Annotated in this window: 11 protein-coding genes; 3 read left to right on the top strand and 8 right to left on the bottom strand. The window is 72.1% G+C overall.

Annotated elements, in window-relative coordinates; genetic code table 11:
* Positions 1-34 precede the first annotated feature (34 nt).
* Both OG736_RS28905 and OG736_RS28900 read left to right on the top strand, forming a co-directional pair.
* Positions 35-1,246: a TOMM precursor leader peptide-binding protein gene (locus OG736_RS28905; RefSeq protein ID WP_327184996.1), complete on the top strand. Its 1,212-nt coding sequence runs from the start codon at positions 35-37 to the stop codon at positions 1,244-1,246.
* Positions 1,239-2,618: an ABC1 kinase family protein gene (locus tag OG736_RS28900; protein WP_327184995.1), complete on the top strand. Its 1,380-nt coding sequence runs from the start codon at positions 1,239-1,241 to the stop codon at positions 2,616-2,618. The genes OG736_RS28905 and OG736_RS28900 overlap by 8 nt, the downstream gene beginning before the upstream one ends.
* Positions 2,619-2,652: 34 nt before the next feature.
* Here the strand turns inward: OG736_RS28900 and OG736_RS28895 are convergent, their stop codons facing one another.
* The 5 genes from OG736_RS28895 to OG736_RS28875 all read right to left on the bottom strand — a co-directional run bounded on the left by OG736_RS28895 (position 2,653) and on the right by OG736_RS28875 (position 6,585).
* Positions 2,653-2,865, bottom strand: a complete 213-nt coding sequence (locus OG736_RS28895) for a hypothetical protein (RefSeq protein ID WP_327184994.1) — start codon at positions 2,863-2,865, stop codon at positions 2,653-2,655.
* Positions 2,866-3,000: 135 nt separating this feature from the next.
* Complete coding sequence (locus OG736_RS28890; protein ID WP_020130806.1) at positions 3,001-3,324, bottom strand: putative WhiB-interacting protein; 324 nt, start codon at positions 3,322-3,324, stop codon at positions 3,001-3,003.
* Entirely contained in the window at positions 3,321-3,689 is a 369-nt protein-coding gene (locus OG736_RS28885; protein ID WP_005480495.1) for a WhiB family transcriptional regulator, read from the bottom strand. Before OG736_RS28885 ends, OG736_RS28890 begins: the two co-directional genes overlap by 4 nt.
* Before the next feature lie 176 nt (positions 3,690-3,865).
* A complete protein-coding gene (locus tag OG736_RS28880; RefSeq protein WP_327184993.1) occupies positions 3,866-4,183 on the bottom strand; it encodes a hypothetical protein in 318 nt (105 codons plus the stop codon).
* A 188-nt stretch (positions 4,184-4,371) separates the two neighbouring features.
* Complete coding sequence (locus OG736_RS28875; RefSeq protein ID WP_327184992.1) at positions 4,372-6,585, bottom strand: ATP-dependent DNA helicase UvrD2; 2,214 nt, start codon at positions 6,583-6,585, stop codon at positions 4,372-4,374.
* 241 nt (positions 6,586-6,826) lie between these two features.
* Here OG736_RS28875 and OG736_RS28870 point away from each other — a divergent pair, with 241 nt between their 5' ends.
* Positions 6,827-7,069, top strand: a complete 243-nt coding sequence (locus OG736_RS28870; protein ID WP_020130808.1) for a mycoredoxin — start codon at positions 6,827-6,829, stop codon at positions 7,067-7,069.
* A gap of 77 nt (positions 7,070-7,146) precedes the next feature.
* On the opposite strand, the gene nudC is transcribed toward OG736_RS28870, so the two are convergent.
* The 3 genes from nudC to OG736_RS28855 form a co-directional block, all read right to left on the bottom strand.
* Positions 7,147-8,091 (bottom strand): NAD(+) diphosphatase, encoded by a 945-nt coding sequence (gene nudC / locus OG736_RS28865; RefSeq protein ID WP_327184991.1) that lies wholly within the window; start codon positions 8,089-8,091, stop codon positions 7,147-7,149.
* Between the two features lie 155 nt (positions 8,092-8,246).
* On the bottom strand, positions 8,247-9,659 hold the full coding sequence (locus OG736_RS28860) for a dipeptidase (protein WP_327184990.1): 1,413 nt from the start codon (positions 9,657-9,659) through the stop codon (positions 8,247-8,249).
* Positions 9,660-9,669: 10 nt separating this feature from the next.
* Complete coding sequence (locus OG736_RS28855) at positions 9,670-13,224, bottom strand: ATP-dependent helicase (protein WP_327184989.1); 3,555 nt, start codon at positions 13,222-13,224, stop codon at positions 9,670-9,672.
* Positions 13,225-13,289 lie beyond the last annotated feature (65 nt).

Raw genomic sequence — 13,289 nt, 5'->3', positions numbered from 1 at the left:
GAGTTTCCAGGCATAAGGCATACGGGGGCCTTTGATGCATCCGATGGTGAAGCCCGCGCTGCGGCGCGGCTGGCGTGACCTCAACACCGTGCAGTTCGGGATGACACCGGCGCACGCGCTGACACTGGGCCCGGTGGACACGGCGACGGGCAGTTTCCTCGATCTGCTGGACGGCACGCGCGGACTGGAGCTGCTGCGCGAGGAGGGCCGCCGCATGGCCCTGCCCGACGGCCATGTCGACCGGCTGGTGGAGCGGCTGGCGCGGGCGGGACTGCTCGACGACGCGCGCGGCGGCGGGCCGGAGGCCGCCGATCTGCGGGAGCGGAAAGAGGTCCTGGACCGGCTGCGCCCCGACCTCGCCGCGCTGTCCCTCATCGCCGCGGAGCCGGGCGACGCGATCGAGCACCTGGCCGTCCGGCGCCGGCTGCGGGTCCAGGTGCGGGGCGCGGGCCGGGTCGGGGTGGCGCTGGCGGCGCTGCTCTCGGGTGCGGGGGTCGGCGAGGTGAACGTGCGGGACGGCGGCCGGGTCGAGCCGGGGGACATCGCACCGGGCGGCCTGTCCGCCGAGTCGGTCGGCGAGCGCCGGGACGAGTCCGCCCGCCGCGCCGTACGCCGGGCCGCCCCGGGCCCCGCACCCCGCAGAGGCCCGGGGTCACCGGCCGAGGCGGACACCCCCGGCCTCTCGCTCGTGATCATCGCCCCGCGGGACGACGTGTCCGTGCACGCGCCCGCCCCCTCGGCGGCGGAGCCTCTGATCGCCTCGGGCACACCGCACCTCTACGCCGGGGTCGTTGAAGGGACGGGCGTCGTCGGCCCGCTCGTGCTGCCGGGCGAGACGGGCTGCGCGGGCTGTCTCCATCTGGAGCGCACCGACCGGGATCCGGCCTGGCCGCGGCTGGTCGCCCAGTGGCACTCCGGGAGAAGGCGCGCGGCGCACGCCTGCGATGTGACGCTGGCCACGACCGTCGCCGGGCTGGCGGCCGCCCATGCACTCACCTTTCTCGACGGCCGGACCCCGTCGAGCGCCGGCGCCCGCTGGGAGATTTCCGTTCCCGCCCTCCAGTGGCACGCCCGTCCGGTATGGCCCCATTCCGCCTGTCTGTGCGGGGCCGCGGGGAAAGGTAAGCAGGAACACATCTCCGAGGACCGGGGAACGCACGCGACAATGGCAGTGCAGCATTCGCAGGAGTTCTGCCGTACGACGGACGCCGCGCGGCTGGCCGGTACTTGGAGGGCGCATGTCTGATCTTCCCCGGAAGGCGGTCACCCGGACCGCCAAACTCGCCGCGCTCCCGCTCGGCTTCGCCGGGCGGGCGACCTGGGGTCTGGGCAAGCGGATCGTGGGCGAGTCCGCGGAGATCGTCGGCCGCGAACTGCAGCAGCGCACCGCCGAGCAGCTGTTCAAGGTGCTGGGCGAGCTGAAGGGCGGTGCGATGAAGTTCGGGCAGGCCATGTCCGTCTTCGAGTCCGCCCTGCCCGAGGAGGTCGCCGGCCCTTACCGCGCGGCCCTCACCAAGCTCCAGGACGCGGCGCCGCCGATGCCGACCCGCACGATGCACTCCGTGCTCGCGGAGCGGCTCGGCGAGAACTGGCCCGAGCTGTTCCTGGAGTTCGACGACAAGCCGGCCGCGGCGGCCTCGATCGGCCAGGTGCACCGAGCGGTGTGGCACGACGGCCGGGAGGTCGCCGTCAAGGTCCAATACCCCGGGGCGGGTGAGGCCTTGCTGTCCGACCTCAACCAACTCAGCCGTTTCGCACGCCTGTTGGGCCCCCTGATCCCGGGTATGGACGTCAAGCCGCTGATCGCCGAGCTCAAGGACCGGGTCTCCGAGGAGCTCGACTACAGCCTGGAGGCACAGGCTCAGCAGGCCCACGCGGAGGAGTTCGCCGGCGATCCCGACGTGGTGATCCCGGCGGTGGTCCACCAGCGCGAGCAGGTCCTGGTCACCGAGTGGATCGACGGTGTACCCCTGTCCGAGGTGATCACCGACGGCACCCAGGAGCAGCGCGACCGGGCCGGCCAGTTGCTGTCCCGGTTCCTCTTCTCCGGCCCGGCCCGCACCGGCCTGCTCCACGCCGACCCGCACCCCGGAAACTTCCGCCTCCTGCCGGGCGGACCGGACGGCGAGGACGACTGGCGCCTGGGCGTCCTGGACTTCGGCACCGTGGACCGGCTCCCGGGTGGTCTGCCGGACCCGATCGGCGAGTCCCTGCGCATGACCCTCGACGGTGACGCGGAGGCGGTCTACGAACTCCTGCGCACGGAGGGCTTCGTCAAGGACTCCATCGAGCTGGATCCCGACGCGGTCCTCGACTACCTCCTGCCGATCATCGAGCCCGCCCAGGTCGAGGAGTTCACCTTCAGCCGTGGCTGGATGCGCAGCCAGGCGGCCCGGATCGCCGATCCCCGCTCCCCCGCGCATCAGCTGGGCAAGCAGCTCAACCTGCCGCCGGCCTATCTGCTGATACACCGGGTGACGCTCAGCACGATCGGCGTGCTGTGCCAGCTCGGCGCGACGGTGCGGCTGCGCGAGGAGCTGGAGGAGTGGCTGCCCGGCTTCCTCGCGGCGGACGTCCTGGAGGCCTTCGAGGCGGAGGAGTCGGTCGCGGAGGCGTGAGCGCCTGGGGCTCCTGACCGGACTGTGACGTGATTCACCACCACTCCGAGTCCAGTCGGCCTTCGATCGCCCTGAGGTTCTCGCGGGCGCAGGCCTCGCAGAAATAGCGCCGGACACCGTTCTCCACGGAGCAGGTCCAGGTGACGGGCGGGGGCTCCTCGGCCCGGGCACCGCAGCGGGCACACACGAGGGGGCGGGGCTCTGTCGGGGAAGCGCCTCGGTCACCGTCTCCGGGAGGACTCGTCATCTTCGCGACGATAACTCCGGGACGGTGGATCCTCCGCGCAACGCACCGCGGGGGCCGGTCCGTTCGGACGGACCGGCCCCCGCGGGGAGAGCTTCGCCTCCCCTGTCGGGAGGCCACCGCTTCAGGTGGGTGTGGTTACTGCATCACGGCCATGGCGAGCGCCCGCCGGGCGCGCAGCGAGGCGCGCTCGGCCCGTCGCTGCATCCGGCGAGCGGTCGCCAGGCGCAGTGCCCGGCGTTCCCGCTCGGCCTCGTGCAGTCGGTCGTGCATATGCGCACGAGCCAGGGCTTCTGGGATGAGTTGCATCTCGCGTGTCCTGTTCTGACGCGAGTCGTACGCGCCGGTGGTGGTGATGTCTTCGATCGCGGAGCCTGCGGGCTCGCTGGGGAACGGCTTCATCGGGGCCTGCTTCTTGGGGTCTTGCGTGAGGGGACGGTCGATCGTTCCTGCGGTGTTCATGCCGTGACCGGGTTCTTGCGCGGGCGGCCACGCGGCCGCTTCCGGGCGACGACAACTCCCTGGACGAACAGCTCGCCACCCCAGACGCCCCAGGGCTCGCGCCGCTCCTTGGCGCCGGCGAGGCAGGCCTCCATCAGCGGGCAGGTACGGCAGAGGGACTTGGCGTACTCGACGTCGGCCGGCGACTCGGCGAAGAAGACCTCCGGGTCGTAGGAGCGGCAGGGGACGGGTACGCCGAGGTTCTCGATGGCGTCGTCGAGCGCGGTGAGCGCCGTGAGCGGGGTCAAGGTGGAGTCCTCCGTGAGGCCGGGCGGGGGGATCGTTTCGGAAGGCGGTACTGACGGGGCGTGCGCTTCGAGTTGCACGGTTCGTCTTTCCTCGTCTGTCGGTCCGGTCCTGTAGGACCGGGTGTCGGCTGGGTACCGGGTCTTTTCTTGTCCCGAGGCCCCTTCGCTCCGCTGTCCCCGGGTTCGGGGCAAACAGAAGGGCCGCGGATCCCGGGTGGGTTCCGCGGCCCTGAAGGCGCCGGCCTGATCGACGATCAGGCTGGATCACTCCAGGGTTCTGGCCCACGGAAGGCCCACATCAGGTGGTGCTGCGTCGTCTGCTTCCGGGCTCCGGCACCGGCTGCCGTAAAGGCATAGGCGTGCGCCTGTGCCCCTACTGCTTCCAGTGCCTCGGTCGGTCGCTCATTGCGCTCGCGGCTGGGAAGAACCACGGAGGCAACGGAGGAGGACGCCGGCCGGTCGGCACGAATGCCGGACAGACCGGTGCCCAGGATCGAGGCGTCGAGCATGCACACGGAGACGACCGAGGGATCGGTCAGTTTGGCGGTGGAGCTGCGGTTGATGATGATCACTGGAATCGCCTCCTCTCGGCGTCTCGGGGGACCGGGGTGAATCCGGTCCGGCGGGTATGCAAGTACAGCACGGAATCAGGGCCTTCGAGAAGGCCGCCGTTCCCGTGTCTAAGAACCTATGGGGATTGCCGGGGCATGCGCAAACTATTTTTTCGACGAGTTCGGATCAGTTGCCCAGCCGTCCGCCCTCAGTCCCCCTCGTCGTCCCCTTCGACCTCTTGGCCTGCGCAGATGGCCAGGACATCGGCTCCGTAGCGGTTGAGCTTGCGGACGCCGACCCCCGGGATCCGCGCGAGCTCGCCCTCCTCCTCGGGGACGGTCTCGGCGATCGCCATCAGAGTCTTGTCGGTGAAGACACAGAACGCGGGCTGTCCCGCCTGCTGTGCCTGGACCGCCCGCCAGTCGCGCAGCCGTTCGTACAGCCCCTCGTCCATGTCGGAGGGGCACTCCTCGCAGCGCATCAGCTTCATCTCGCCGGCGTCGGTCAGGGTGCGCCCGCAGACCCGGCAGCGGGCCGGGGTCCGCTGGGTCCGGCGCCGCTCGACCGGGGCGCCCGCCGCGGCACCGGTGAAGCCGCGCTCGATGCCTCCGGTGCCCGCGACGCCCCCGCTGCCACCGCGGCCGGCGGCGGCGCCCGAACCGGGACGCAGGCCGTCGAGGAACCGGCTGGGGCGGCGGCTCGGACGGCCGCCCGGCGAGCGGGAGAGCGCCCAGGAGACATGCAGGCGCTCCCGGGCCCGGGTGACCCCGACGTAGAGGAGGCGGCGCTCCTCCTCGATCTGCTCGTCGGTCTTGGCGTAGGTGATCGGCATCATGCCCTCGGCGACGCCGACCAGGAACACGACATCCCACTCCAGGCCCTTGGCCGAGTGCAGGGAGGCCAGGGTGACGCCCTGGACGGTCGGGGCGTGCTGGGCGTTCGCCCGTTCGTCCAGCTCGGCGACCAGGTCGGCGAGGGTGGCGCCGGACTGCGCGGCGGCGAAGTCCTGCGCGAGGCTGACCAGCGCGGCCAGCGACTCCCAGCGTTCTCTGACGGCTCCGGAGCCGGCCGGCGGCTGTGGGGTCCAGCCCTCCCCCGACAGGACGGCGCGTACCTGGGAGGGCAGGTCGACGGCGTCCTCGAGGAGGGTGTCGTTGCCGCCGAAGCGGGCCGCGCCGCGCAGGGCGACGCCCGCCTTGCGGACCTCGGGGCGGTCGAAGAAGCGCTCCGCGCCGCGCAGCTGGTACGGGATGCCGCGGTCGGCGAGGGCCTGCTCGTACGTCTCCGACTGCGCGTTGGTGCGGAACAGGACGGCGATCTCCGCGGCCGGCACGCCGACGTCGAGAAGCTCGCGGATCCGGCGGGCCGCGCCCTCGGCCTCGGCGGGCTCGTCGGCGTACTCGCCGTAGCCGGGCTCGGGTCCCGGGCCACGCTGGGAGACGAGCTCCAGACGGTGGTCCGCGGCGCGGCCCCGGGCCTGGGAGAGCAGACCGTTGGCGAGGTGGACGACCTGGGGGGTGGAGCGGTAGTCGCGGACCAGCTTGACGACGGTGGCGCCGGGGTGGCGGGTGCGGAAGTCGAGCAGGTGGTCGGGGGTGGCTCCGGTGAAGGAGTAGATCGTCTGGCTGGCGTCCCCGACCACGCACAGGTCGTCCCGCTCGCCGAGCCACAGCTCGAGCAGGCGTTGCTGGAGCGGGCTGACGTCCTGGTACTCGTCGACCACGAAGTGCTGGTACTGGGCGCGGACCTGCTCGGCGATGTCGTGCCGGTCCTGGAGGACGGCGACGGTCAGCAGCAGGACGTCCTCGAAGTCGATGACCCCGCGCTGCCGCTTGAGGTCCTCGTAGGCCGCGTAGAGCTGGGCGATCTCGGCGGGGTCGCGGGGGATCGCGCGGCCCGCCTTGGCGGCGGACAGGGCGTAGTCGGCGGGAACGGTCTGGGTGACCTTGGACCACTCGATCTCCGCGGTGGTGTCCCGCAGCTCACCCCGGTCGAGACGGATGCGACAGGCGGCCGCCGCGTCGGCGACGAGCTGGATCTTGCGGTCGACGAGTCGGGGCAGGGAGCCACCGATCGCTTTCGGCCAGAAGTACTGAAGCTGACGCAGGGCCGCGGAGTGGAAGGTGCGGGCCTGGACGCCCTGGGCGCCGAGCAGGCGCAGCCGGCCCCGCATCTCTCCGGCGGCACGGTTGGTGAAGGTGACGGCCAGCACGCTGGAGGGGTTCAGGATGCCGGCGCGCACCCCGTAGGCGATGCGGTGGGTGATCGCCCGGGTCTTGCCCGTGCCCGCTCCTGCCAGCACGCACACCGGACCGTGCAGGGCGGTGGCCACCTCGCGCTGCTCGGGGTCGAGCCCTTCGAGCACCGCGTCGGCCGAGTCCGGTACCTGCGGGAAGAGGGGGGAGTGCGTTGCTGCTGTCACATGGCCATGCTGCCAGGTCGGCGGAGACGGGCGAGCCGGTTGTCCACAGGTGGGCCCTCGCAGTCGTATTAATGCGGCGCGTGTCACCCTCGGAGGTCCGTGCCTCGAGGGAACACACCCTCGGGGGCAGCCGCGGGACCGACGACCGGCGGGAATGGGGGCCGACGGGAATGGTGGCCCTTTCAAGTACGTTCTCCCACTGCGACCACCTGCCCCGACCCGCCGAAGGAGCACAAAAGACATGCTGGGCACTGTGACGATGTACAGCACCACGTGGTGCGGCTACTGCCAGCGGCTGAAGAAGCAGCTCGACCGCGAGGGCATCGGATACACCGAGATCAACATCGAGCAGGACCCGCAGTCCGCGGCGTTCGTGGAGAAGGCCAATGGCGGAAACCAGACGGTTCCGACCGTGCTGTTCCCCGACGGCTCCACGCTGACGAACCCGTCGCTGGCGCAGGTGAAGCAGAAGATCGGCGCGTAACCGCGTTCGGCACGCAGCCGCACGCGAGAAGGGCGGTCCCCCGAGGTGTCGGGGGACCGCCCTTCTCGCGTCGTGGGTCAGATGAAGCTGCGGGTCGGCAGCGGCTTGCCGTACCAGAGCTCGATCAGCCGGGCCGCGATGGAGATGCCGTAGGGGGGCAGCACCTCGCCGGCCTCGAAGGCGGCGCCGAGTTCGTCGCGGGAGAACCAGCGGGCCTCGTGGATCTCGTCGCCGTCGACGTTGATGTCGGTGGACGTGGCGCGGGCCATGAAGCCCAGCATGAGGCTGGACGGGAAGGGCCAGGGCTGGCTGGCGATGTAGTCGACCTGGCCGACGGTGATGCCGGCCTCCTCGAAGACCTCGCGGCGTACGGACTGCTCGATGGACTCGCCGGGCTCGACGAAGCCGGCCAGGGTCGAGAAGCGGCCCTCGGGCCAGTGGACCTGGCGACCGAGGAGGATGCGGTCCTCCTCGTCCGTGACGGCCATGATCACCGCGGGGTCGGTCCGCGGGTAGTGCTCGGCACCGCAGGCGGGGCAGCGGCGGATGTGGCCGGCCGCGGCGATCACCGTGCGCTCGCCGCAGCGGGAGCAGAAGCGGTGCAGGCGCTGCCAGTTCTCCAGGGCCACCGCGTGGACCATCAGTCCCGTCTCGCGCGGCGACAGCAGCAGTCCGGCCTCGCGCAGACCGGCCGGGCGCGCGGACTGGTCGATACGGCCGGGGAGCGCGTCCTTCTGGAGGGCGAAGTAGCTGACGCCGTCCTCGTCGGTCCCCAGGAAGTATCGGTGCGCCTCGGTGAGGGGCGCCTCGAACGACGGGGTCATGACGAGCTCGGTGTGGCCTTCGGACGTCTCGTCGATGAGGACCTGGCCGCCGGAGACGACGAAACAGCGTGTCGTGGGGTGGCTCCACGCCGCGGCGAGCCAGGCCTCGTCGAGCCGGTGGTGGGCGGCCCGGTCGACACCGCTCGGCGCGGTGAGCGAGATGGGTCGATCGGCGTTCTGGTCGGTCCAGGTGGTCACGGGTACTTCCAACTCCCCCGGTGGAACGGTTGTTTCGGCGGGCGGTTCAGCGGGACGTACGGCAGAGGGCGACCGGTTTCGGTGCGGTGTCGCGGTGCGGGGCGGTCTGTCCAGTGTGCCCCGCGCGCATGTCCGCTCCGGACCGTGCGGGGGCGTCAGGGCGCACGGCGCCAGTTCTCGGCCAGGTCGCCCCAGAGGTACGCGGTGGTCTCGACGCCCTTGAGGAGGAGGTCCAGCTCGACCTTCTCGTTCGGCGCGTGCCAGCCGTCCGAGGGGACGGAGATGCCCAGGAAGAGCACGGGGGCGCCGAGGACCTCCTGAAGGTCGGCGGCCGGTCCCGAGCCGCCCTCCCGGGTGAAGCGGACGGGCCCCTCGAAGGCACGGCCCATGGCGCGGACCACGGACCGTAGCGCCGGGTGGTCCAGCGGGGTCAGACACGGGCGCGTGGCCGGGCTGAACGTGATCTCGTGCCGGATCCCGGCGGGCAGCTGCTCGGCGGCCCAGGCGCGGACGGCCTTCTCCACGTGCGCGGGGTCCTGACCGGCGACCAGCCGGAACGACAGCTTCACGAAGGCCGAGGACGGAATGATCGTCTTGCTGCCCGGGCCCTGGTAGCCGCCGCCGATGCCGTTGACCTCGGCGGTGGGGCGGGCCCAGACGCGCTCCAGGGTGGTGTGTCCGGCCTCGCCGTGGGTGGCGCGCGACCTGGCGGTGCGCAGCCACCGGTCCTCGTCGAACGGCAGCTCGGCGAAGAGCTCGCGCTCGCGGTCGGTGAGTTCGACGATGCCGTCGTAGAAGCCGGGAACGGCCACGCGCGCGTGCTCGTCGTGCAGGGCCGCGACCAGGCGGGCGGCCGCGGTGGCGGGGTTGGGCACGGCACCGCCGAAGGAGCCCGAGTGGATGTCCTGGTCGGGGCCGGACAACCGGATCTCGCACTCGGCGAGGCCGCGCATGCCGGTGCACACCGTGGGGGTGTCCTCGGACCACATCCCGGTGTCGGAGACGATCACGGCGTCCGCGGCGAGCCGGTCCGCCCGCTCCTCGACGAGGGCGCGGAAGTTCGGGGAGCTGGACTCCTCCTCGCCCTCGATCAGCAGCTTGAGGCCGACGGCCGGGGCCTGACGGCCGGTGGCGGCGAGATGGGCGCGGACACCGAGGGTGTGGAAGAAGACCTGGCCCTTGTCGTCGGCCGCTCCCCGCGCGTACAGGCGGTTTCCGCGGACGACGGGCTCGAAGGGGTCGGTGTCCCAGCCGTCCTCGCGGGCGGCGGGCTGCACGTCGTGATGGCCGTAGACCAGGACGGTGGGAGCCTGCGGATCGCCGGACGGCCACTCCGCGTAGACGGCCGGAGCGCCCGGCGTCTGCCAGACCTCGACGGTCGGGAAGCCGGTCTCCTTGAGCTTGGCCGCGAGCCAGTCCGCGCTGCGCCGCACGTCGGGGGCGTGGTCGGGCTGTGCCGACACCGACGGGATGCGCAGCCATTCGGCGAGGTCGTCGAGGAAGGCATCGCGGTGCTGCTCGATGTACGTGCGGACTGCGCTGACGGCACTGTCAACGGTATGGCTCATGGTCACGAGCCTATCGGCCCGCACCGGCATCCTCGCCGGGCTCTTGCGCGGGGTCTACTCGCGCGGCCGGTCCGCCGCGGACGTCCTCGGCACCGTCTTCCCCGGTCAACAGGCGCTCCAGGGCGGCACGATCGGGCAGACCCTCCGGCCGTACGACGTCGCCGCTGCGTACATAGAGAAACGCCGCTGTGACGGATTCCACGGGCACACCTTGCTGCTCGGCCCACGCGAGCCGGTAGAGAGCGAGCTGGAGGGGGTCGGCGGTGCGGGCCCGGTGGGTCTTCCAGTCGACGATGTCGTAGGTGGCCGTGTCGCCGTCGCCCTCCTTGTAGACCGCGTCGATACGGCCCCGTACGACGCGGCCGGCGAGGGCCAGCTGGAAGGGGGCCTCGACGCGGTACGGCGTGCGGTGGGCGTACTCGGTGCTCTCGAAGGCTTCCTTGAGGGCTTCCAGGTCGCGTTCGTCGGCGATCTCGGCGTCGTCGCCGGGCAGCTCGTGCGGTTCCAGCAGGGGAAGCGTCAGCTCCTCGAAGCGTGCCTCCACCCATGCGTGGAACCGGGTGCCCCGGCGCGCGGCCGGTTGCGGGGGGCGCGGCATGGGGCGCGCGAGTTCCTGCGCGAGAGCGTCCGGGTCGGCGGCCAGCCGCAGGACCTGCGAGGCGGTCAGGGTCGTGGGAAGAGTCACGTCCGTGACGCTGCGGCGGGCGCGGAGCAGCTCGCCGGCGAGCGCGTCGAGGTCACGGTCCCAGGAGGCGACGGCACGGGCTTCCTCAGGGGTGAGGGAGGGCCTGCGCGGGCGGGTCACGGGAAGCTCGGGTGCCGTCGCCTGGTGCGGCACGAGGGGGGGAGCGTTCTCGAAGGGCGCGTCCCCGAACGGGTCCGACTCCTCGTACGGCGGCTCCCCGTACTCGGGATCGTCGTGCTCAGGCCTTTCGTACTCGGGCTCGTCGTAGTCGGGCTCGTAGGAGAGCTCGTCCTCGTCCGGTGGCGGGGGCCAGTCCGGGTCGTCGTAGGTGTCCGGGTCGTGGGTGGCACCCGGGTGGCCGTCCTGGTGCGAGGCGAGGTCCTCCAGGTGGGCGAGGACGGTCTCGGCGGCCGCGCGGCGGCGGGCGAGGGAGTCGTCGTCCAGGGGGAGCGGCCAGACCTGGTCGGCCGTCGGCCGGTGCAGGACGGGGTTCTCCGCCTCCTCCTCGGGTTCGTCCGCCCAGGCCTCGATCTCGCCGTGCCCGGCCGCGCAGTGTCGGTACAGCTCCTGGAGGAAGTCCGACGGGCCGCGGGGTTTCTTCTGTGTGGGGCCCCACCAGTGGCCGGAGCCGAGGAGCAGGGAGCGGGGGCGGGTGAAGGTGACGTACCCGAGGCGGAGTTCCTCGGTGTGCTGGTGGTCCTTCATGGCCTCGTGGAAGGCCTTCATGCCCCGCGCGTCCCAGGAGTCGAGGTCGGGGAGGGTGTCGGCGTCGCCGCGCAGTTCGTGCGGCAGCACCTTGGCCTGGGCGGTCCACTTCTCGCGGCCCTGGCCGCTGGGGAAGGTCCCGGTGACCAGGCCGGGGACGGCGACGACGTCCCACTCCAGGCCCTTGGACTTGTGCGCGGTGAGCACCTTGACGGTGTTCTCGCCGCCGGGGAGGGCGTTGTCGAGGCCCTTCTCGTACTGGGCGGCGGTGCGCAGAAAGCCGAGGAAGGCCAGCAGACTCGCCTGGCTCTCGCCCGCGGCGAAGGAGGCGGCGACGTCGAGGAAGTTGGACAGGGTCTCGCGGCGCCGGGCGGCCAGGGCCTGCGGGGACGCCGACAGTTCGACCTCGAGACCGGTGACGGCGAGGACGCGGTGCAGCACGTCCATCAGGGGGTCGGCCAGGGATCGGCGCAGGTCGCGCAGCTCGGTGGCGAGTCGCGCGAACCGCACGCGCGCGTCCGGCGAGAAGGGCAGCCCGTCGTCGTACCCGGCACCGCCGTCGCCGTACAGCGGCGTCTCCAGGAAGGTGTCGAGGGCGTCCGCGAGCGATATCACCTCGGACGGGTCCACCCCCTCGACGGCCTCGGCGAGCCGGCGGTCCGGGTCGTCGTCGCCCCCGCGCGCGTGGGTGACGAGCAGCCGTGCCCTCCGGCCCAGGAGTGCGAGGTCGCGGGGGCCGATGCGCCAGCGCGGGCCGCTGAGCAGGCGGACCAGGGAGGCGTTGGCGCCGGGGTCCTGGAGGACCTCGCAGACGGCGACCAGGTCGGCGACCTCGGGCAGGTGCAGGAGACCGGAGAGACCCACCACCTCGACGGGGATGTCCCGGGCGACCAGCGCGCCCTGGATCTCCGCGAAGTCGGTGGCCGTACGGCACAGGACGGCGATCTCACCGGGTGCCTTGCCGGTGCGCACGAGGTGGGCGATGGAGTCGGCGATCCAGTCCATCTCCTCGGCGTGCGTGTTCAGAAGGGCGCAGCGCACCACTCCGTCGCGTTCGGCACCGGGGGCCGGGCGCAGTGCCTCCACGCCCGCGTGCATGGCGCGCAGCGGCTCGGCGAGTCCGTTGGCGAGGTCCAGGAGGCGGCCGCCGCTGCGGCGGTTCTCGCTCAGCGACTGGCGTCGCGCCCTGCTTCCGTCGGTGTGCGCGAAGTGCTCGGGGAAGTCGTCGAGGTTCGCCACGGAGGCGCCACGCCAGCCGTAGATGGCCTGGCAGGGGTCGCCGACGGCGGTCACGGGGTGCCCGGTGCCGCCGCCGAACAGGCCGGCCAGCAGGATGCGCTGGGCCACCGAGGTGTCCTGGTACTCGTCGAGGAGCACCACCCGGAACTCCTCGCGCAGGATCGGGCCCACTTCGGGAACCTGGGCGAGCCGGGCCGCCAGGGCGATCTGGTCACCGAAGTCGAGCAGGTCGCGCTCCCGCTTGGCGGTCCGGTAGCGCAGCACCAGCTCGGCCAGTTCGCGCCGGGCGGCGGCCGTCTCGGGCACCTTGCGCAGGTCGGCGTTGGTGAGTCTGGCGCCCTCCAGGCCGTTCAGCAGTGCGGCGTCCCACGCGCGCAGGTCCTCGGGCCGGACGAGGTGTTCGGCGAGTTCGGCGTCGAGCGCGAGAAGGTCGCTGATCAGGTCGGCGAAGGAGCGGGTGAGCGACGGGTAGGGGCCGGGGGCCTCGCGGAGCACGCGGGCGGCGAGCTGGTAGCGGGTGGCGTCGGCGAGCAGGCGGGACGTCGGCTCCAGGCCGATGCGCAGGCCGTGGTCGGTCAGCAGGCGGCCCGCGAAGGAGTGGTAGGTGGAGATCACCGGTTCGCCCGGCGGGTTGTCCGGATCGATGAGGTCGGGGTCGGTGACGCCCGCCTCGACCAGTGCCTTGCGGACACGCTCGGCGAGTTCTCCGGCGGCCTTGTTGGTGAAGGTCAGGCCGAGGACCTGGTCGGGGGCGACCTGGCCGGTGCCGACCAGCCACACCACGCGGGCGGCCATCACCGTCGTCTTGCCCGACCCGGCTCCGGCCACGATCACCTGCGGGGCGGGCGGCGCGGTGATGCAGGCCGTCTGCTCCGGGGTGAAGGGGATCCCGAGGAGCTCCTTGAGCTGCTCGGGATCGCTGATACGGGCGGGCATGGGGAGAGGCTAGCGGCGGGCACTGACAGTCGATGACAAATCGCCCGCAGGGAAGGAGAGAAGCG

It is taken from the genome of Streptomyces sp. NBC_01334 (assembly GCF_035983595.1).
Classification (GTDB): domain Bacteria; phylum Actinomycetota; class Actinomycetes; order Streptomycetales; family Streptomycetaceae; genus Streptomyces; species Streptomyces coriariae.
The sequence above is the reverse complement of the archived record's forward strand: the minus strand, read 5'-3'. Positions and strand labels throughout refer to the sequence as shown.